The 20927-nt window shown below is 59.9% G+C and carries 12 protein-coding genes and 1 pseudogene; 9 read left to right on the top strand and 4 right to left on the bottom strand.

The window, feature by feature from the left end; all coding sequences use genetic code 11:
* The first annotated feature begins 158 nt into the window (after positions 1–158).
* From QX128_RS31375 to QX128_RS31360, 4 genes are read left to right on the top strand one after another with little or no spacing between them, the layout of a single operon-like run.
* Positions 159–3728 carry an amino acid adenylation domain-containing protein gene (locus QX128_RS31375; RefSeq protein WP_316239476.1) on the top strand — a complete coding sequence of 1190 codons (3570 nt, stop codon included), beginning with the start codon at positions 159–161 and terminating at the stop codon, positions 3726–3728.
* Positions 3729–3738: 10 nt separating this feature from the next.
* Complete coding sequence (locus tag QX128_RS31370; RefSeq protein WP_316239475.1) at positions 3739–7173, top strand: amino acid adenylation domain-containing protein; 3435 nt, start codon at positions 3739–3741, stop codon at positions 7171–7173.
* Between the two features lie 43 nt (positions 7174–7216).
* On the top strand, positions 7217–8587 hold the full coding sequence (locus QX128_RS31365; protein WP_316239474.1) for a condensation domain-containing protein: 1371 nt from the start codon (positions 7217–7219) through the stop codon (positions 8585–8587).
* Between the two features lie 5 nt (positions 8588–8592).
* The gene (locus QX128_RS31360) at positions 8593–11076 is read left to right on the top strand and encodes a penicillin acylase family protein (RefSeq protein WP_316239473.1); all 2484 of its coding nucleotides are present in this window, start codon (positions 8593–8595) and stop codon (positions 11074–11076) included.
* Between the two features lie 1044 nt (positions 11077–12120).
* Here the strand turns inward: QX128_RS31360 and QX128_RS31355 are convergent.
* On the bottom strand, positions 12121–12360 hold the full coding sequence (locus QX128_RS31355) for a helix-turn-helix transcriptional regulator (RefSeq protein WP_316239472.1): 240 nt from the start codon (positions 12358–12360) through the stop codon (positions 12121–12123).
* Positions 12361–12609: 249 nt separating this feature from the next.
* Between QX128_RS31355 and QX128_RS31350 the strand changes: the two genes are divergently transcribed.
* A complete protein-coding gene (locus tag QX128_RS31350) occupies positions 12610–12843 on the top strand; it encodes a hypothetical protein (protein ID WP_316239471.1) in 234 nt (77 codons plus the stop codon).
* A gap of 183 nt (positions 12844–13026) precedes the next feature.
* Here the strand turns inward: QX128_RS31350 and QX128_RS31345 are convergent, their stop codons facing one another.
* Both QX128_RS31345 and traA read right to left on the bottom strand, forming a co-directional pair.
* Positions 13027–13242, bottom strand: coding sequence for a helix-turn-helix transcriptional regulator (locus QX128_RS31345; RefSeq protein ID WP_316239470.1), 216 nt, complete (start codon positions 13240–13242; stop codon positions 13027–13029).
* Between the two features lie 129 nt (positions 13243–13371).
* Positions 13372–16383, bottom strand: coding sequence for a Ti-type conjugative transfer relaxase TraA (traA, locus tag QX128_RS31340; protein ID WP_316239469.1), 3012 nt, complete (start codon positions 16381–16383; stop codon positions 13372–13374).
* A 171-nt stretch (positions 16384–16554) separates the two neighbouring features.
* Between traA and QX128_RS31335 the strand changes: the two genes are divergently transcribed.
* From QX128_RS31335 to QX128_RS31325, 3 genes and pseudogenes are all read left to right on the top strand, one after another.
* Complete coding sequence (locus QX128_RS31335) at positions 16555–16881, top strand: conjugal transfer protein TraD (protein ID WP_316239468.1); 327 nt, start codon at positions 16555–16557, stop codon at positions 16879–16881.
* A gap of 1 nt (position 16882) precedes the next feature.
* On the top strand, positions 16883–17128 hold the full coding sequence (locus QX128_RS31330) for a conjugal transfer protein TraD (RefSeq protein ID WP_316239467.1): 246 nt from the start codon (positions 16883–16885) through the stop codon (positions 17126–17128).
* Positions 17129–17816: 688 nt separating this feature from the next.
* Positions 17817–18887 (top strand): annotated as a pseudogene (locus tag QX128_RS31325) (IS3 family transposase).
* Positions 18888–19150: 263 nt separating this feature from the next.
* On the opposite strand, the gene QX128_RS31320 reads toward QX128_RS31325, so the two are convergent.
* Complete coding sequence (locus QX128_RS31320; RefSeq protein WP_316239466.1) at positions 19151–19354, bottom strand: hypothetical protein; 204 nt, start codon at positions 19352–19354, stop codon at positions 19151–19153.
* 99 nt (positions 19355–19453) lie between these two features.
* Here QX128_RS31320 and QX128_RS31315 point away from each other — a divergent pair, with 99 nt between their 5' ends.
* The gene (locus QX128_RS31315; RefSeq protein ID WP_316239465.1) at positions 19454–20776 is read left to right on the top strand and encodes a helix-turn-helix transcriptional regulator; all 1323 of its coding nucleotides are present in this window, start codon (positions 19454–19456) and stop codon (positions 20774–20776) included.
* Positions 20777–20927 lie beyond the last annotated feature (151 nt).

Below are 20927 nucleotides of genomic sequence, written 5' to 3'. Positions count from 1 at the left end.
AAGCGCTCGCAAGTGCTTCGCCGGGACTTGTTTTTACGACACTTGCTGCCGGCCTGCTGGCGACATTGGCGCGTTACGGACAGTGGGGGCGCCTTGGACTCGGTTGTCCGGCATTGGCCGGGAGCGGTCCAGGTAGCGCAAACGATGCGTGTGGACTGATGGTAGTGGACGTTAGTCCGGAGGCAAGCTTCCAGGATTTGCTATCCCAGACGCGGACCGAAGTCGTGGCAGTCTGCGCAGCCAAAGATACGACGTATCGTTCGCTCCTCTCAGCTTTGAACATATCCGCGGCAGCTAATCAATGTTCCGTCTTTGCAGTCGCCGTTGCGATGGACGGATTTCATGGGTCAATGCCAGACTTGAAGCAGGACGTCACGATCAGGTGGCGTGACGACGGCAGCCTCTCCGCAGATATCTATTTCGACAGCCGGATTCTCGACGAGACGGCCGTGACTCGTTTCGCGGAGTGCTATGCGACCCTGCTGGCGTCAGCGGTTGCTGATATCAATGCTAGTGTCGCGGGCCTGCGGGTGCTTGGCAACGGCCATCGGGAACTTCTCAAAACGTGGCAGCATGGCGTCACCGCCTCCTCGGACGTGTCGACAATCCTCGATATCTTTGCGCGCTCAGTCGCGACCGCTCCGGAGGGAGCCGCACTTCTGCATGAGGGCCGCATCCTCAGCTTCAAGGAACTTGACGACCGCTCGACCCAGCTGGCGCGCCTGCTCAGCCACAGCGGCGTCGCGCGCGGCTCTCGAGTCGGTCTGGCGTGCGAGCGTGTCCCCGAGTTGCCGATCGCGATCCTGGCGATCGTTAAATGCGGTGCTGCATACGTACCGCTGGACCCTGCACTCCCGTCCGCTCGACTGGCGAAAATGATAGACCTAGCCGCGGTTACCTTAATAGTCGCGACTCACAGCGCCGCAGCGAAGCTCGGCGGCCTCTGCGCGCGACTGATTCCGTTCGACCATGCTGCTGGAGTAGACGTGGATGAACCCAAGGCTGTCAAACGGCCGAGGCCGGGAAGAGATGATCTAGCTTACATCATGTTTACGTCTGGATCGACAGGAGAGCCAAAGGCCGTCGGAATGCGGCACGGGCCGCTGTGCAACTTGGTCGAATGGGAATGCCACCGGCTGCAGCCTGGACGAACGCTGCAATGGGCCGCCGCGGGATTTGATGTGAGCGCTCAAGAACTGTTCGCCACCTGGGGAGCGGGCGCAGCAATCGTGATTATGACGGAACATGAGCGGCGGGACATCAGGACGTTGCCGGCTCTGCTCGCAAAGGCCGAGATCACGAATCTATTCGTTCCCGCTGCAATTCTCGATCAGCTCGCATCCGCCTGTCTTCAGCAGAACAGCTTTCCCGAACGGCTGCAAGTCGTCACGACTGCTGGCGAGAGCCTGCGAGTGACCAAGAACATCATGCGAATGTTTCGGCGTCTTCCAGGCTGCGAGCTGCGCAATCAGTACGGTCCGACCGAGACGCACGTCGTAACTGAGCATCGGCTCGCGGGCATGTCTAGCCGGTGGGACGCGCTTCCGCCGATCGGTGGCCCTATCCAGAATGCGCGCGTCTACCTGCTGGATGAATCCCTCTCGCTTGTGCCGCCTGGCGGTACCGGAGAAATCTACGTCGGCGGCGAGGTGCTCGCCCGGGGCTATATCGATAGACCCGATTTGACCGCAGAACGCTTCTTGCCCGATCCGTTCTCCGACATTCCGGGCGCGCGGATCTATCGAACCGGCGACTTGGCCCGGCACAGCGAGAACGGTGAACTCCAGTTCATTGGCCGGGCTGACCGCCAGTTGAAAGTCCGAGGCTACCGAGTCGAGCCAGGCGAAATCGAGACGACACTTCGCGGACATCCCGCGGTCGCAGATGTCGCGGTGGTGCAAATCGAGGATGACGCCGTAGGAACGGAGCTTGCAGCGTATGTGGTCACGACCGGGCCCGATCTACGCTCGACTCAATTGCGGACGTTTGTCGCCGGGCTCCTTCCGGCCTACATGGTCCCGCGGTGGGTCATGTTTCTGCCCGCGCTGCCTCTTAATGTAAACGGAAAGGTCGACCGCAACGAGTTGCGAAATAAGCGGCCATGGCCGGACGATGTCGCCGAAGCGGCCGTGTCGGCGTTCACGCAGACCGAAGACATCATTGCGGGGCTATGGCGACGTCTGCTCCGCCTCGGAAGTCTGTCCCGGCACGATAGCTTCTTTGAGGTGGGCGGGCACTCCCTACTCGGCATGCAACTGCTCGCGCGTATACGCGACACGTTCGGCCTCGACCTCAATTTGCGGCTGCTCTTCGAATGTCCGCGGCTGGAGGACTTCGCCGCGCGGATCGATCTGATGCGTCGGCATCAATCTGGTGTGCCGAGCCTGCCCGCGATTCGGCCGAGGAGCTCGGCAGATCGTGCGATGATGAGCTCTGCCCAGAAGAGGCTGTGGTTCTTGCATCAGTTAGAACCCGACAATGTTGGTTACAACATTCAAGCCGGGATACGAATCCGGGGCGAGATCAACGAGCATCTTATTGGGGATGCGTTCAATGAGGTGATCGAGCGCCACGAAGTCTTGCGGACAGCATTCGGCAACGTCGACGGCATTCCAGTTCCGAAGCTCGTCGATGTCGAGCCGTTGTATCTGAGGAAAATCACCGTTGACGGCGAGGAATCGAGCCAGATGGAGGCAGTCCGACAGATAGCGGTGGCCGAAGTCGGTCGACCGTTCCGGCTCTCCGAGCCGCCGCTGCTTCGCCCAGTCCTCATAATCCTGGGGCGAGACGACCACGTCCTGCTGGTGACTATGCACCATATCGTATCCGACGGTTGGTCCATGAACATTCTGTTCAGTGACTTAGCCGAGGCTTACCGCGCCCTGCGAGTTGGTGCTCGCGGCTTGTCCGCCCTTACAGTACAGTTCTCGGACGTGGCGCTTTGGGAGGAAAGCGAGCTGGTCCAGGCCGCAATTGAGCGACAACTCGGCTTTTGGCGCAATCTCCTCTCGCCGCTGTGGCAGCCCTTAATACTTGGCCCAGCGAATTTGCCCGCAGTCTCGGCCCGGTCGATGCGCGGTCGAACCATCGCATTCGACTTTGACAAGAGGTTGTGCCAGGATCTCTCTCTTATCGCGCAGGAAAGCGTCGCCACGTTATTCATAGTCCTGCTGGCCGCCTATGCCGCATTCCTCCAGCGGTTATCCGGTTCGGAGGATCTCGTCATCGGGGTCCCGGTGGCTGGGCGTCAAAGGGCCGAAACGCATACGCTGATCGGTTTCTTCGTCAACATGTTGCCCTTGCGACTGAAGCCGAAGCCTACCCTTCGGTTTCGCGATTTCTTGGTTGAGGTCCGCGATCTCGCGATCGCAGCGTTCGATCACCAAGATGTTTCGTTGGATCGACTTGTCGGGGAGCTGAAGCTTCCAGGTCGATCGCTGTTCCAGACTGTCTTCATGATGCAGAACACGCCTCCGGTCGGATCAGGGTTCGTCGCCGAGGATCTCCAGACCGCACGGTTCGAGTGCGATGAAGAGGTCGCGAACTACGAACTGATTGTCGAGTTACTGCAAATCGGTTCTGGACTTAGATGCAACCTGACTTATGCATGCGAACTTCACGCTGAGAATACTGTCCGTCGATGGATGGTAGGCTACGAAAGGGTCTTGCGAGCTGTCGCCGCCGATGCCGATATTTCCATCGGTGCATTGGATGTAGGCATTCTTTAAGCAAATTGACATGACTCAAGCTTCTCAGAGAGAGCTATGGATACCAATACATGAGGTGATTGCGGCGCGCGCGCACTCATGTGGAAACACACCAGCCGTCATCACCGAGAATGCCGCGCTTACGTACGGCGAGTTGCAGTCGGCTGCCGAGGTGCTCTGCGGACAGCTTCGGAAAGCCGGCGTCGAGCCGGGCCAACGAATCGGTGTTTGGGCCGAGAGGACAACGGAAACTATTGTAGGAATTCTCGGTATTCTACGCGCGGGCGCTGCCTTCGTACCGCTTGCCCCGCGAGACCCAGCGTCGAGAACGAAAAAGATTGCCGAAGCGGCCGATATAGCCATCATCGTTGGCTCAGCGACGGGCGATGTACTTTATCCATTTCCCGATACCACTTGGCTTGCGGTGACGCCGAAGGCCCACGGCGGCAACTCCGCGGACCCCGAGGAGAGGTGCGGAGTTCGTTCGGGTGATCTTGCCTACGTCATCTTCACGTCCGGCAGTACCGGGCAGCCCAAAGGCGTGATGGTCAGCCACGAAAATCTTACCTTCTCGACCAGAGCCCGTCTTGCGACCTATCCCGAGCCGATGGGAGGATTTCTGCTCTTGTCGAGCTTGACATTCGACAGTGCCCTGGTGGGTATCTTTTGGGCACTGTCCACCGGCGGCTATATCGTTATTCCCAGTGATCAAACCATCGTGGATTCGCCCAGCGTCCTGCGCTTGATAAAGCGACATGCGATTACGCATTGGTTGAGCATTCCTGCGCTCTACGAAAACACGCTAGACCATGCCGACCCAAACAGTCTCGAAAGCCTCAAGGTTGTCATCGTCGCCGGAGAAACATGCCCAGCATCGCTCTGCGCCAAGCATCGGATGAAGGCAGCAGGGGTAACCCTTTACAACGAGTACGGTCCGACCGAGGCAACGATCTGGGCCACAGTTCATGATTGCACCCACTGCGGTTCTGACGAAGCGATCCCAATCGGCCGCGCAATCCCGGGTGCCGATGTCATTCTGCTCGACCAAAACGGCGATCCAGTGCGCGACGGCGCCGCCGGCGAGATACACATCGCTGGTCCCGGAGTAGCTCTAGGATATCTGCGCGATCCTGCACTGACCGCGCTTCGTTTCGTGCCCGATCGGTTCTTTGGAAGTGCCGGCGCACGTCTTTATAAAACCGGAGATCTTGGGCGGCGCGGGAGCGGGGGCGATATCGAATTCCTTGGCAGGACCGACAATCAGCTGAAAGTCCGTGGTTTCAGGGTTCAACTGGAGGAAATTGAAGCGATCGCTTTAACCTGCAGCGGCGTCCGGGCGTGCGCTGCCGTAGCGAAATACGCCGCCGGCGGCGAGCTCAAGATTGTGCTGTATCTTGAAGCAGATCCCGGAATCGGAGTTGACTCTAATCGAGTCGTCGAGTCGCTTGCCGTCGAGTTGCCAAAACATATGAGACCTGCGGAGGTCAACGTGTTAGACCACCTTCCACGTGGCCAGACGGGGAAGGTCGATCGCACCGCGCTTGCCTCGATTGTCTCCGAAGGGGATCATAGTTCCGGCGGCCACGAGCCCCTAGGCAACGCCGAACGCATAATCGCGGCGATTTGGAAAGATCTTCTCCGGGTTGAGTATATCTACCGCGACGACGATTTCTTTCAGCTTGGAGGGCACTCACTGCTGGCCACGCAGGCGGTTGCCAGGATCAGGGCCGCTATGGGCGTCGAGCTCCCCGTGCACTTGCTGTTTGAAGCGACCACGTTGCGCGCGCTCGCCTCAATGGCGGAGCAGGCCCTGCAGACCGTTAAGCGAGGAAAGGGGTGTCGGCACGTTCCGATGCGCCAAGGCGCCGGAACGCGCCTTTTGGCGTTGGTGGTAGCAGAGGCTGAACTTGATGCCTGCCGAGCGGTGCTTCGGCACGCCTCGGACGAGAGCATACATGCCTTCGTTCCGGATTCCTTCGATCCTGAAGCCAGCCTCGCGGAAGTCGAGGACTGTGCTCAGAGAATACTTGAGGCATTGAGAACGGTCCGGCCGTCCGGTTCATTCATGGTCGCTGGCTGGAAAGATCATATCCTGATAGCTGCAGAGTTGGCAGCTCGCTTGGAGTCGGAAGGTGACGAGGTCAGCCACCTTTTGCATATCCGGCCGGCCGGATTCGAACACAGTTCGCTTGATCCGGATCTGCAGGCTCGGCTAAGCATTATCGACTTTTCACTGGATCCGAGCGAGCGGCTGGACAGCGCGTCGATTGTGATCGGAGAGTCAGACGGATCACTAGAGCCAGCCCCCCAGAAGCAGACGCGCCCGATCGACCTGTCTGCACCGAAGAGTCAACCTCACGTCTGGTCTTGTCCGCGCTGTCAAGGGTTGCTCTCCGAGATTTCCGCGCAGTCGCAGGTCCAATGCACCGCCTGCAGCGCTGCATTTCCGAAGCTTGGCACCATTCCTGTACTCGTACAAAACCCCGATGTCCTACTCACTGCTAGTCGGGACGCGGCCAGCCGTTACGGACGACTTGTAGCCCAGTCGGAAACCTATTTCACACAGGTTTTGAAGGATACCAGGCAATCCTATCGCTGGCCGTTCGCGCGCCGGGTGCTGCCCGCACTACGCAGCATGCGCGAATTGCCCGAGAGCTTCACTGGGGCGGTTGACGAACTCTTGGCTAGGACAAACAACGGCCTCGTCCGCCAAGAGACCGACCTAGGTCCGCCCGATACCGCTGACCAGAGCGGAACTTACGGCTTCCATAACTTGAGCTACCTGCGCACCGACTGGGCAGGAACACCTGAGGGTGAAACCCAGGTTGCCGCCATGCGAGATCGCCTTATCGATCAGTTGCTGGCGCGCCATCTTGCCGAGCAAACGGTGCTCGTGCTGGGCGTGGGCACCGGTCGCATCTTGTACGAACTCGCATCGGTATGCGCACGAGCAATCGGAATAGATCTTTGTGTGCCATACGCCTACCTATTCGACCGTCTCCAGTCCGGGCCGATCCCTTTTCACGAAGTTCAAACCTTCATGCCTTTGTCCGTGGACAGCGCCATTCGGTCTTTTCGCGCAGTCAAGCCGGTTGGTTTCGATCGTCGGACCGCGGTTGAGTATGCGGTCGCAGACGCGCGCCGGATTCCTTTGCGGACAAAATCCGTCAGCGTCGTCGTATCCGCTTATTTCACCGACGCCGTGCCAATGGTGGATTGGCTGCCTGAGGTAGTGCGGACACTTAACAATGGAGGCTATTTGATCCATTTGGGGCCGCTCGGTTACGCGTTTCAGCAACCTCGAGGGCTCCTGATGCCAGAGGAGATCACGGACTTGCTTGCGGCTTACGGCTTTCGGATCGAGGAGAGTACGTGGTTTCCGCTAAGCTTCATGGCCTCGCCGTCCTCCGGCTTTCAGGAGACACACCAGGTGTGGAGTCTCGTTGCGCGCCTCCAAGTAGGATGACCGCCCAAACGGCGATTCGCGACGAGCCGAGTTTCCAAGGAGCATGCGGCCGATGAAGCGACGTCCGACCCTCAGATCAATCCTCTCGGCGGGAGAACAATTGTCGACCGCTGGCCACTGGATAGAGGCGCCGCTGAGCTGCGCCCAGTTGTCTCTTTGGCGGGTGGGGTCGCAGTCGTGGTCGAGTCCAATCGTGAATCTGCCGGCTGCATTGAGCATTCGTGGAACACTGTCAATGAGCGCGATACGACGGTCGCTGGAGGCAGTTCTAGCCCGGCATGAAGTCCTGCGGACCACATTTCATATCACGCAAACCACCGTCGTCCAGCGCATCCATGCATTTCACGTGGCGCCGCTTCGATACCTGAGCTTGATGACCAACCCGAACGATGAGCGGTTTAAGGGCCTTCTGCGCGACGAGATCGAGCGTCCCTTCGAACTGGCGAGCGAGTTCCCTTTACGCTGCACCGTTGTGAGGCTCTCTCCGGATCACCACGTTTTCATCGTCGTTTTTCACCATCTGGCAACTGACGGATGGTCAGCCGGTCTTTTCATGCGGGAACTGGTGACAGCTTATGCAGATGTACGTGAAATGCGGACAGTTTCGTCGCAACCGTCGGCGAGACAGTACCGTGATCATGTGGCTGACGAGGAGCGGTTCTTGAATTCGGCGACGGCGCATCGTCAGATGGCGTACTGGAGAGATGTACTCAGCCCCTCAAGCGAGCCATTGCGATGGCAGAAAGGCGGGGCGCAGACCGCAGAGTACAATATGGCGACCATCGCCATTCCATCGCCGCTGCAGAGGGCATTGGATGAACGCGCCCGGACAGCGGGCGTGACCGTGTTTATTGCTATGGTTGCCGCCCTAAAGCGCACCATCCATCTCTCTACCGGCGCCACCGATATCCGGGTCGCGACTCTCGTAAGCGGTCGTGAGAACTCTGCCGATCGCAATGTCATGGGGCTATTTGCCAATACCATCGTGCTGCGCAGCAAATTGGACGGTTGCTCCAAGCCGGACGAGGTCCTTGAGCGAGTAAGGTCCGTGATCGTTTCGGCGTTTGGAAACCAAACCCTGCCGTTCGAGATCGTCCTGCAGCAGATGAGCCGTAACGCTGAACTCAGCGGATCGAAGCCGTTCGAAGTGTTGTTCGTCCACCAAGCGTTTGCGGCCGAGCCCATCGCCATCGCAGGCTTGGAGATCACTCCCCTTGATCTTCCACCCTCAGGTGGTCTTGCTGGGGGGCGCGGAATAGGCTTGGTTATCGTGTGCGAGCAGAAAAACCAAGAACTGGCGTTCACGTTCTGGGGGCGGCCGGACTTCATCGACGCCGACAGCTTCCATTTGCTCCCCGCTTCGCTGCTTCGAGCCATCGAGGATTGGTGCGCTCCCCGGCCAGGACCGCGGTAAAGATAATGGGCTATTTGCTGCGCAAGATGATCAGAGTTTGGCCTTGGTCGGGTCTGGTCTGCGCGTTGGCGATCAGTATCACCGCGGCGGCGCCTTTCTTCGCCTGGACCGCTTTCGGGAAAGCGCTCATCATATTCGCCATAATGCTCAGCTTGAGTTTGGTAGTCATGCTCTGGGGCGTGCCGTGGTATCTCCGGCGGCGCAGCAGAAACGCACTCATGTTTCGGAGGGCAGTACTCGCTCTGTTTTGCTCATTTCGAGCGATGAACCGCAAGTGTCGTCGCTCCAAATTCGGTCCGCATTTGCGTGTCAATCTTGACCAGTTCGGGATGCCCATCATCCACGCCGAAAACCGTTGTGATGCCTGGGAAGCGTTGGGTTTCGCAGTCGCTCGCGACCGCATGTTCCAGATGCACCTAACTCGGCGGATCATGGCTGGCCGGCTGTCCGAGCTTTTCGGCCGGGCTGTCCTAGAGAGTGATCGCCGCGCGCGATCGATGGGCTTCGCAAGGATTGCAGCAGATGCTGCCGCGCGTCTTCCGGCGGAACATGCAGATGTGCTGCGGGCATATTGCCGCGGCATCAACCGGTGGCTGGACAGTTGTGAGGCGCGTGGGGTGTTCGAAGCTAGGTTGCTCGATTTGCAGATCGAGCCTTGGACAATGGAGGACAGCCTACTGGTCTACCTCGGCTTGTGGGAGCAACTCACGGGAGATCAAAGTACCGAGCGGATGATAACTACAATGAGGTACTGCCTTCCGCCGGAAATTGTCGACTTTCTCACCCCCCGTACCGATCCTCTCTACGGCACAACGACTTCGGGGCCGCCCACTTACTCGTCGCTATCGTCCGATGTTTGCGCCCGGATCAAATTCTTACTGGCTGAAGCTGCCGATGCGATGTCGGTCAAGGACGCAGTAGGGCTCCACACGTCTCCTGTCGGCTCTAACGTATGGGCGATCGACGGGTCCCGTACCAAGGACGGACGTGCCATTCTAGCGAACGATATTCACCTCAATCTGGCCTTTCCGCCCCCGACCTACCGCGCAAGGCTACGTTATGGAGAAGTCGATCTGGACGGATTCGTCCTTCCTGGCGTCCCGGGGATGATTGCTGGCAGCAACGGGCGAGTCGCATGGGGCAGCGCCAATCTTCTCGCTGACTGCCTTGATCTTGTAAGAATCGAGACTTCATCGGAGATGGCCGGTTACTATCGCTTGGGCGATCACTGGAGGGCTTTCGATCTCGCTCACGAAGCTATCGAAGTGCTCGGCCAGGAGCCTCACCAAGAGAGCTTTCTTTCGACTGTTTGGGGACCCGTCTCACTTGAGACGTTGATAGGAGAGCCTGTTGCAGTACGCTGGACAGCTCTCGACGCATCATCCTTGGATCTCTCTCTCTTGGATCTGGACGCGGCCGACAATATCGAGAGCGCCATAGCGCTTTTCGAGCGGTTCCGCGGTCCACCGCTCTCCGTCATTGTCGCTGGCTGCGACGGCAGAATAGGCTCGACTATTGCCGGCCGTATCCCCTCCCGATTCGGGCACGACGGCACGGCGGCCGTGAGCTGGGCTGACGGCGCGCGCGGGTGGCGCGGAGACGTCGACGTGCAACGACGCGTTTCGCTCCCGCCGCACGTCGGCTTCTTAGTGGCGGCGAACAATCGCCCGGCCCATGTTGCCCGACCCGAGCAAATCGGCCATGCATATTGCAGCAGCGCACGCGCGGTACGGATAGCCGAGTTACTGGCTCAAGATGTTCGCATGGATGAAGCCGACCTCGCCAATCTTCAGCTCGACACCTATTGTCCAGCGCTCGAGGCGTACCGCCAGCTTGCCCTCGAGGCGCTGGAGCAATCCGAAATCTTGATATGCAAAGATATCGATCTTCGAACAGAATTGGCGTCTTGGGATCTTTGCGCCAGCCGATCCTCCGTTGCGGCTTCGATCACGTTCGCATTCCGGGAAATTCTCGCAGTCGAGCTTCTGGCACCTATTGTCGCGGCTTGCCGGAGCGCCGACCCGGCCTACGTTTATCGTTGGCCGTTGTCTGATGTGCCGGTGTTAGCCATGGTGCAGTCGCGGGATCCACTCCTGCTGCCCGCGCGTCATAGGGACGTAGGTTGGCAAACGTTCTTGAACAACTGCTTGCGCGAGTCGCTGCGACGACTTGGCGCGGAAAGCAGGACGGGTCTACGCTGGGGCGTCGTCAACCGCACGCGTTTCGGTTACACCCTCGCGAAGCTTATTGCTCGAATTGACGCCCTGGTTTCTCCACCTAGCTCCGAGCAAGACGGATCGCATGAGTGCGTCAGGATCGCCACGTCCACGGACGGAGCGGCATTCCGCTTGGTCGTATCGCCGGGCCGAGAAAGTTCCGGTCTATTTCAGATGGCGGGGGGCCAATCTAGTCATCCCCTCTCGCCCCACTTTGACGACTTGCATCGCGACTGGCTGAAGGGACGCTATCGGGCCTTTCGGAGCCCGTGAAACAACCGTTATCCAGAGTTAGCTTCAAAATCCTTTGCCGCCTTCACGCCGCGGATGCGGATCCCGACGAGCAGCTTGATAATTCTGCGCGTGAACGACCAAGCCAGGTTGGGATGCGAGAGACGAAAAGGCGCTCGTACCAGCAACGGGTCGCATTGTACCGGTGTTGAGCACCTGGCTGAGAGGGGATAAGGCCGGCCGACGCAAGTTGCCGGCCTTGCTGCATCCCCGAACGGGAAGAAATGCCGGGGCCGCTACGAGAAGCCGGGATGCTTCAGCGGCCGGACCGCTGAAACCGTCCAGCGGCGCCGACGGGCTCGACAAAATGCTGGCCGCAACACACTTTCAACACGCTGTAGCTAAGCTGTTGATATATTATGTGCTCAAACGGTTTCCTAAACCGTAGGTCGGGTGTTCTGCGAATCGTAACTGTCGACTATCCCTCCTCCAGCAACCTGCGCTCAAAAGAGGTGCGATCGCGGCCATTCGTAGGGCGGATACTTACGGAAAGGCTCAAAGAAAGCCCGAAGTAAGATGTTGAGAGGCGCGCCCTTGTAAGTCTCTGATTTTAAAAGAGAATTATGCAACTAGAGCAGGAATCCCTCCCTCTCCGCCAGCGAGAAGTGCAAAAAACCCAATAAAAACGGGCATTTCTCGAGCCACCGGATTCGGACGGTGGAGACCTGCGGTGGAGACCCGCGGATCGTTCAAGGCAGGCTCAGGATCTCGAGCCCGCATTCGTTCGCGCGCGCGGCAACGGCGCGGCGCATCTGAGGAGCTAGGGAGCCCTCCACGACGGCAGTTCGTACATCGAGCCCGCTCTTTTCCGGCCATGGCGCTACCCTCGAGCAACGTGATTCAAGGATTCGGAGATAAGCGGCTGCGCTTCATGTCCAGGTCCTTGTCGTGGGCCAGAACGAAGTTCAAACTGGATTAGGCTTGTGGGGCCGGGTCAAGTCGCTTCTCCAAGCCACGGCCTCGCCGCCGAGCTTGCGCAGCCGCTCGACGCCAATAGACTATGCCCACAGTAGACCGAATACGCAACTACCCAGCCCCCCTTCGAGACCCGGCAGCAATCAGGCGCTCTGGGGTCGTATGCAGTGCGGTGGCTAGGCGCGCAAGGACGACGATGGTCATATTCCGCTTTCCCCGTTCGACCTGGGAGATGTAGGTGCGATCGAGACCCGCCTCGAAAGCAAGCTCCTCCTGAGACCAATTCAACGCCTTGCGCGCTCTTCGCACGTTCGCGGCGACTATCCCCACAACTGCCGATTCATCCACCATAAGGGACAAATCGAGAAGAATGTAGACTATCGGTCTACGGACTATGAATCCCAATTCCGATTGCCAGATTGTAGACGATAGTCTACATTTGGAATGAGGCTTGCGACCCTTAGCCAGGCAATGGAGTAGGGTCATGCGAAATCGGGGATGGCTGCTATGCCGGATCGCGGCAACGTCGGAGATGGTGCTCCGGACACAAGCGGGTCCAAATCGCGACCCCGCGACGGGCATTCCTTTGATGATCACGTAATGGCCGTCACTGCTATCGATTATTGCGGTCGCGTACTGACGGTGGTCAGTCAATCCGACGTCGCTTGCGGATCCACGCAGACGACCGACGTCATACCGTTCATGACCATCATGTTCGGAGGGCCTCTTGGCCAGATGACGTGGAAAGCCGATACATGGGCGAACTCCCTTCGAAACCACGAAACGGCGGTCCGCAAGCTGATCGAATCGATTTCCTCAGCCGGCCGCGACTGAACGGCTCAAGCGGATCGATCAGGCCACTGGTCAGGATCGCGTCGGCCAAGCTGTTTTCGAACGCCGATCAACTAGCTGAAGGAACGACACGGCTCTGGTCGGCCGGATCAACGGTCACCCAGGCAATGGCGGACACTTGGCCCACAGCCGTTTCGTCTCCTCACGACCGCGAGCTTCTACTCGTCACCGGATTTCATCGAACTCGCGTTTCGGACGCCAGGAGACCGGATCTGCGATCCAGCGGTTGATGTCCGATTCATGCCAGCCGGTGCCATTGGTGCTGATCTTGAGCTGGGCGGGGAACGTGCCCTCGGCAATCTTGCGGTAGATGGTGGACCGGGACAGCCCGGTCCGGTCAAGAACGGTTTTCAAACGGATGATACGGTCTGGTTCGCGCATGACCGCGCTGCCTCGTGCTGATTATGCCTAGCGGCTTCTGAGACCAGACAGGACTGCCGTTGCAGGCGCGCAAGAGCGTCTTTGGCGTCTCGCGTACTCTGGCGGAGAATCGGCGGTAAATCGGATGGATCAGATTCCGAGGCCGCGGCCTCTGCCAAGGTCGATGCCGTGGCTGAAGGCGAGTTCGAGGCCGAGCCGGCGCCCTGATTCGAACGCGATGCCAAGCTCGCGCTTGCGATTCTCGAGGAGAGATTCCAGTTGCGGATCGCGCTCGAGGCTTCTTGCCATGTCGCTCATCGCCGAGCGCGTGGCCTTGTAGCCGGAGATATCGCCCGCCTGATATTGGCGCAGGCTGGCCTGGTCGAGCTTCTGCCAGCGCTCCACGAAGCGGTCGGCGCGCCGGCTCGGATTAATGCGCAGTTCGGTCTCGATCTGGAGCGCGCGGATGGCGCGGTTGACTTGGCCTTGAGCCGCCTCGCGGGCCAATTCCGGGTTCTTGTTGTAGGCGGCTTCGGCGTCACGCGAGCCATAGGACCGCAGCTCCTCGAAAGCCTGCCGGGCCTCCCGTAGCTCCTTCAACTGCTCGGGGCTTGCCCTGCCGCCCATCTCCTGCGCCGCGAAGATCGCATCGACGGCGCGGGCATGGCGCACGAGCGCTCGGGTACGCACGCGGCGCAATTCTTTTTCCGGATCTTCCGCGACCTTCTGTTCCGGCGCCTCGGTATCGCGCAGCCCGGCCCGCGGACCGCTCCTTTCCCTTTCCGGCGTTTCGCGCTCCGGCCTCCGTCCCCGATCCGGGCCGGGCGCATCTCCAGGAGAGCGGAGGCCGTCGAATATGTCGCGCAGCTTCTCCGGCATCACCTTGCGCACGATCGCGGCCACGCGTTCGCGGAAGCTGATCCCACGGCGCTCGGCGTAGCTTTGGACCGGATCGGCACGGTCGTAGTCCGAGGCCATGTCCTTGGCACGATCGCGCGACAGGCCACGGACCAGCCGGCCCTGATTGGCAAAATCGTCACGGCCATAGTGCAGGTCCACGCCGTCGCGATGCCGAGACAGCGCGACATAGCTGCTGTGGGCATCCATGCCCGGAGTCGCCAGCACATGGACGCGGTCTACCGTCATGCCCTGCGCCTTGTGGATCGTCGCGGCATAGCCATGGTCGATCCGGTTGTAATCCTTCAGTTCGAAGCGCACGGACCGGCCGTCGTCAGTCCGCACGGTCATGGATTGCGTGCTGACCAACTCGACCGTTCCGAGCGTGCCGTTCTTGACGCCAAGCCCGCGCTCGTTCTGCAGGAACATGACGCGATCCCCGCTGGCGAAGTTTCTCGCGCCGCGGTCGACCGTCACACGTGTCTCATCGCCAAGATCGCCGGCGGCGCGCATCCGCTCGCGCGCGGCCTCGTTCAGTGCCCGGACCTCGTCATTGGTGTGCGTGAGGATGATCCGGCCGCGATCCGGCGATCCCTCCCGGTCGCGGTCCCAGCGCTCGATCAGATCGCCCCGCGCCTGCTCGCGGGTCTGAGCCTCATGGACCATGCCGTGGGCGTGAAAAGCTCCAAGCGCTTGTCCCACTTTGCCGGTCGCCAGATCGCGCGTGGCGTCGCGCTGCCAGCCCTCCCGCTGACGGCGCACCTCGCCGATTTCCGCTCCACCGTGACGCTCATGGATCGACCGGAACGCCGCACCCGCCTCGATGGCCTGCAGCTGCTGCGGATCGCCAATCAGCACGACCTTGGCGCCAGACTCGGCCGCATGGGACAGCACGCGCTCGAGCTGCCGCGTGCCGACCATGCCGGCCTCGTCGATCACCAGCACCTCGCGGGGAGTGAGCCCGTCACGGCCCTGATTCCAGCCATGCTCCAGGCTGGCAATCGTGCGTGACGCAATGCCCGATCCGCCTTCGAGGTTTTCAGCGGCAATGCCGGACAGCGCCACGCCACGGACCTCGAAGCCGGCTGCTTCCCACGCCTCTCGCGCCACTCCCAGCATCGCGCTCTTTCCCGTCCCGGCATAGCCGACCACGACACTGAGATCGTGCCCTTCCGTGACATGCGCCAGCGCCTCGGCCTGTTCGGATGACAGCACCAGGCCGTGCGCTTCGGCACGCGCCAAAGCGCGTTCGCGGTCCGTATCCCGGACCTCATGGCGGTTCCGTTCAGCGATCCGTTCGGCGGCGACGTGCAGGCGCCGTTCCGTCTCGATCATTTCGCGGGTGGTGAACCGATCCTCGCCACGGGCGTCCTTGCCGAGTTCGACCAGATCGGGCGCTCCCTGCATCGCGCCCATAACCTGGTTGAACTGGTCAAGCCCGTCACTGTGCCTGTGCGCGAACTTTGCCAGGTCGCGGCGCGTGAAGGTCGATTGCTGCCGGGTGATGGCGTCCAGCCCGAGGGAGGGATCGGCGATGATCCGTGCGCCATTGCCACGCGCGATCTCCCGGTGCATCTGGGCCCGGTCGGCCTCACCGCCGTGGCCTGCGATGCCGCGAACCTCAATCCGTTTCGCCGGCGCACCGATCTTTATTTGGGGCTCCAGCGCGATGCCCTGAGCTTCCAGACTGCGATGGTCGATCCGCGCGTCGACGTCGAGCTCGGCCAGGCGCTCATTGGCGAGCTCGGCCCAGCGTTCGCGCCAGCGCTCGACCATTTCGGTACGATTCCAGTCCCAGACCTTTTTGCCAAACCCGTTCTCGTCGACCGCGCGCATGGTCAGCATGACATGGGCGTGGGGTTTCGGCATGCCGTCCTCTGCCCTATCCCAATGCACATTGAGGTCGGCGATCATGCCGAGACCCACGAACTCGCGCCGAACGAAGTGTCGAGCCAACTCGATGCCCTGGGTCTCACTCATCTCGCGGGGGATGGCGAACTCCACCTCGCGGGACAGCTGCGCATCTTTCCGGACCTCGAACGCTTCGACAGCGTTCCACAGCCGTTCGCGGTTACTCCACGCAGCCGGCGCATTCTCAGGCAGTAACACCTCGGAATGGACGACGCCGCGCTTGCGGGAAAAATCCTGATCACGGCCGAGCCGCTCGTTGCGCAGCCGCGAGGCTGAGCGGTAGGCCGCCGACGCCACCGCACTGCTCCCGGCCTTCCGGCCGATGATTTTGACGTGAAGATGATAGATCGCCATCGCGACCAGAGCATCTACATGGGAAAGCGTCCGTCGGCACGACGTATAAGCGCGCCCTCCCTCGAAAAAATCTCGGGCGGGATCGTACCGTCTCAGCTCGTCCTGATGACCTGAAAGCATTGTGCGGGGTGCTCGACTATCATTTCTCCATCGACACTCATGGAGGCGGCGATGCGCAAACCACGGGACTTTGATGCGGATCTGAAGGCACTCGAAGACAAAGCACGCCGGCTGAAAACTCGTAAAGTGCAGCAACTCGGCGAACTGGTCATCGCCACCGGAGCTGACACACTCACCGCTGAAGAACTGGCCGGCGGGCTGATCGTGCTGGCCGAGACGAAGGAGGCCGGAAAGAGGGAGGCATGGGCCAAGCGCGGCGTTGCCTTTTTTCAAAGCCGGTCGCGGCGAGTTACACCAAAGGCTGACCGCAATCCGGACGGCTCTCCTGCGTCACCGAGCGGCGCGCCATCGGCGTCGAGCCGCAAGGGCGCGACATGACATGCGCACATGGCAGGTTGAACGCCGCAAGCGCACGCGGCATCTCATTGAACTTGGCGGACTTGTCGTAAAGGCCGGGATCGTGGATCTGACTGGCGATGACCGGACCATGATCCTCGGCGCGTTGGTCTGGATTGCCGATAAACTCAGGGGCCATCAGCGCGAAAAGGCTCGTGCGCTCTGGGCCGCAAAGGGCAAGCAGGTGTTCGATATGGACCCGGCTGCGCACATTCGTGCTGATCGTTGACGCCCGAAAATGGAACGTTGGCCGAGCCTACTAGATTGCTGCTTGCCGCTTGCCAGGGCGAAGAAGTTTGTGCGCGCCACGCTGCGCCAATGCTTGGGGGCAAGGTGAGCACTGTGGTATGAGACTTACCTTTTGTTCGCGAAGGATCACGAAATTTCGGCTTTGTGCTGGCACCTCATATGGGTGTTTTGTATGATGCAAACTGGCAATTCTCAGGTGAGAAAACAAAAGAGGCGAATGTCTATTTCGGCAGTTCCTTGTGGGGCAGCGCTCGCCGTGTACCGCTAGCTTGCCGATACCGTTGGAAAGGTCACAATGTTCCTGGCCATGGCTGGACCCCACTGATGGGCCACAGCCGGCACAGTGTCTGCCCCATCGGGCGTCGCCCCAGTGCAAGTCTGAACCAGAAAAGCCGACGCGAGTCGGAGTCGCCAATTTGAAGGTCTGTATTTGGGCACAGATCGACTTCGGGGTTCCTCAGCAAGCGTCTTGAAGACTGCGTCCTTTCCGAGCTCTCGATCAGTAGCGCCGTGCAAACACGGATCGAGGATCGAATCCCTTGGACCGAGGACAGATCAGGGATGATGTAGACGGCCTGGACCAATTCCAGGGCTCGCCTAACAAGTGACCTTGCCCCTCTGGTTTAATCCGGTTTGAAGTTCGTTCTGGCCCTAACGAGGACCAGAGCATGAAGCGCAGCCGCTTTACGGAAGAGCAGATCATCGGGATTTTGAAGGAGCACGAGGCTGGCGTTCCGGTCGCCGATCTGTGCCGCAAGCATGGCGTCAGCGATGCCAGCATTTACAAGTGGAAGGCCAAGTTTGGCGGAATGGACGTCTCGGAATCCAAGCGGCTGAAGACGCTAGAGGACGAGAACACGCGGCTCAAGCGGCTGCTGGCGGACGCCACGTTGGACAATGCCGCCCTGAAGGACCTCCTGGGAAAGAAGTGGTGACGCTCGCGGCCAAGCGGAAAGCTGTCGCGCATCTCGTTGGCGTTCACGGGATGAGCGAACGGCGGGCGTGTAAAGCCATGGGCTGTTGCCGCATGACGGTCAGATATCAGACGAGCCGGACCGATGATGCCGGGCTGCGACAGCGCATGCGGGCGATCGCCCATGAGCGCTGCCGCTTCGGCTATCGTCGCCTCCACGTCCTGCTCAAGCGGGAGGGCTACCTGGTCAATCACAAGAAGCTGTTCCGCCCGTACCGGGAGGAGCGGCTCACGGTCCGCCGCAGAGGTGGCCGCAAGCGGGCCCTCGGCACACGAGCGCCAATGATGGTGCCGCTGCTGCTGAATGATCGCTGGTCGCTCGACTTCGTGTCTGATCAGATGCGGCGCTTCCGCATCTTGACCGTGGTCGACGACTGCACCCGCGAGCGCCTGGCATTGGTGGCCGACACCTCACTCTCGGGTGCCCGGGTCGCACGAGAACTGGACCGGCTGGTCGCTGAGCGCGGTAAGCCCAGGATGGTGGTGAGCGACAACGGCAGCGAGCTCACGAGCAATGCCATCCTGACATGGACCGATCTGAGCCGTGTCGCCTAGCACTACATCGCACCGGGGAAACCAATGCAGAATGCCTTCATCGAGAGCTTCAACGGCCGGCTGCGGGACGAATTGCTGAATGGGACGCTGTTCACCTCGCTCGCCCAGGCCGCGCGTTGCGCTCCGATGCTGGCGGACCGACTATAACGACGCTCGGCCGCCCTCCCAACTCGGATGGGAGACGCCGTCCGAGGTGGCAGCAGTGCCCTGAACGCAGCCCCCGCCGGACCAAGGCTTGCCAATGGAGAGCGAGCGACGGGATCCTTAATCCCTTCTCCCGAGTGGAGAACCTTTCCGCAGGCGGTTCGGGTGGCATTGCGAGGAAATGGTTACCTTCAAAGCCAAAACCCGACCGTTTCGCGCTGCACAGGAAACGAACGGGTTGGGTGATGGCCGCGACCGGAGCTCAGTCGAGGAGGCAAAGCTCCGACCGCCAATTTGCATATAGAGGCTTACCAGTGCCCATTCAAAGGGCTAATGCCTCACCGTCCCCCTTCCTGCCAACAGGCCGAGCACGGCGGCAATCGATGCTTTGAAGCTCTCAATGAATGCGTTTACGAGCACATCCGCAAGTGGTATGGGCACAAAGCCGTTCAAAACGGCAACGACCACGGCAAATCCAGCTGATACGATACCAAGCGTCAATACGGCTTTCAGCAGTGCGGCAAAGCTAGCCATTTTTTCCTCCTGGGTCCGGGTTGCGTGTGCGCCGAACTCTAGAGAAGGTTGCCGCCTTTCCTGAGGGCCCCAATTTTGGCGAACCCAGGGGAGGCGGGCGTGACAGCAGCGACGAAGGAGCGGCGGGGGCGTGCGATTAAGCGGCCCCCCTCCCGGTTAGGACGTCTTCTGATTGCGCTGAGAGAGTCTGTGGGGCATCGCGCTCTGAATCCAGGCGCGCACCCGAAATTCTTGGAAAATGTCAAAAAATACAGACCGCAAGGGCTGTCTCGCCGCGAGGCGTTTGGATGGATTCAGGATCTTGGAGAAAGCGTCTCGGAGGAGGAAATACGTCGGCTCGAAACCGGGCGGCGCACATCCCCTTCTCCCGAGGTGCTCAGAGTCCTACTTACGGTCTACGGCCTATCAGAGCCGGAGATCGATTCCGTCATCAACGACCCGAACCTGAACAATCTTGGTGGCACGAATCCGCATCTGCTGACGGCGTGGCGGATGCGCGATATCGCCGTAGGAGAGTTCGGGCCGCTTATCCGCAACGCATTGCGGGTTGGGGAGCACGTCTCCACCTGGATCGAGGTTGAAAAGGCTGGGATCCAAGGCTTTGTGGGCGACGAAATCACTATCAAAGTGAGCCAGAACGAAGTGGTGCCACCGCCTAACTTCGTCAAGCTCGCCAATGACGCCAAGGACCAAAATGCGGGGCGGATGGCAAAAGGTATTCGTGGCTGGACCGACAATGCCACCCTTTGCCTTAGCGCCGTGACGTCCGAACTGGGCAGCGACATTGATGAGCGCAACAAGATAACCTTGCACATGGACCGCTCTTGGTATCGGTACAATGTCGCGGCCAAGCAGGAAATTGGTGCGGAGTATCGCTGGCGCGCGTTGCAGGGAGCCTCTGTTCCGCTGAAGCCGGTAGCTTTCCTTGCCTCAGGTGTCGGGGTTTGCATCAACATTATTTGCGACAACGGCCAGTCAATCGTCATCGGACATCGCTCGAACGACGAGACCTTTCGGAAGGGAGAGTTCGACATTGCCGTTGTCGAAGGCATCCGCCCGTCGAGCGACGTTATCGATGGCAAGATTGACATCAATACCGTTATACATCGAGGGCTGGCAGAAGAACTTGGCCTCGACCGAGCTGTTCGAGGCCGGAAGGTTCCGGACCTTATTAAACGATTAGTCGTGTTTGAGTTCGGATGCGATCTCGAATTCTATCAATGGAATTTTCTAGCATTTGCTGAAGTCAGTCTAGATTTCGACACGCTGTTTGCTGGCTGGCAAAAAGCAAAGGATCGCAAGGAAAACCAAACCCTGCGAACGATACCCTGCGACGAGCAGTCAGTGACCAAATTCCTTTCGGAGCATCCGATCTGGTCATCGGGCATGGCATGCGCACTGAGGTCGTTTGACTATCTTTGACGGTTCATATCTATTTATTTCCTGTCGCGTGGAAGCGTGTTGCGCCAGTAAATTGATCAACGGCAGTGCGCAGTGAATTTGTACCTAGAACATCCCCTTAACTTCAATACAGGACCAATCGGAAGTCACATTGGCCTGTTCAATCGTCCCG

Origin of the sequence: Bradyrhizobium sp. SZCCHNR1015, assembly GCF_032489875.1 — a bacterium.
Classification (GTDB): Bacteria; Pseudomonadota; Alphaproteobacteria; order Rhizobiales; family Xanthobacteraceae; genus Bradyrhizobium.
The sequence above is the reverse complement of the archived record's forward strand: the minus strand, read 5'-3'. Positions and strand labels throughout refer to the sequence as shown.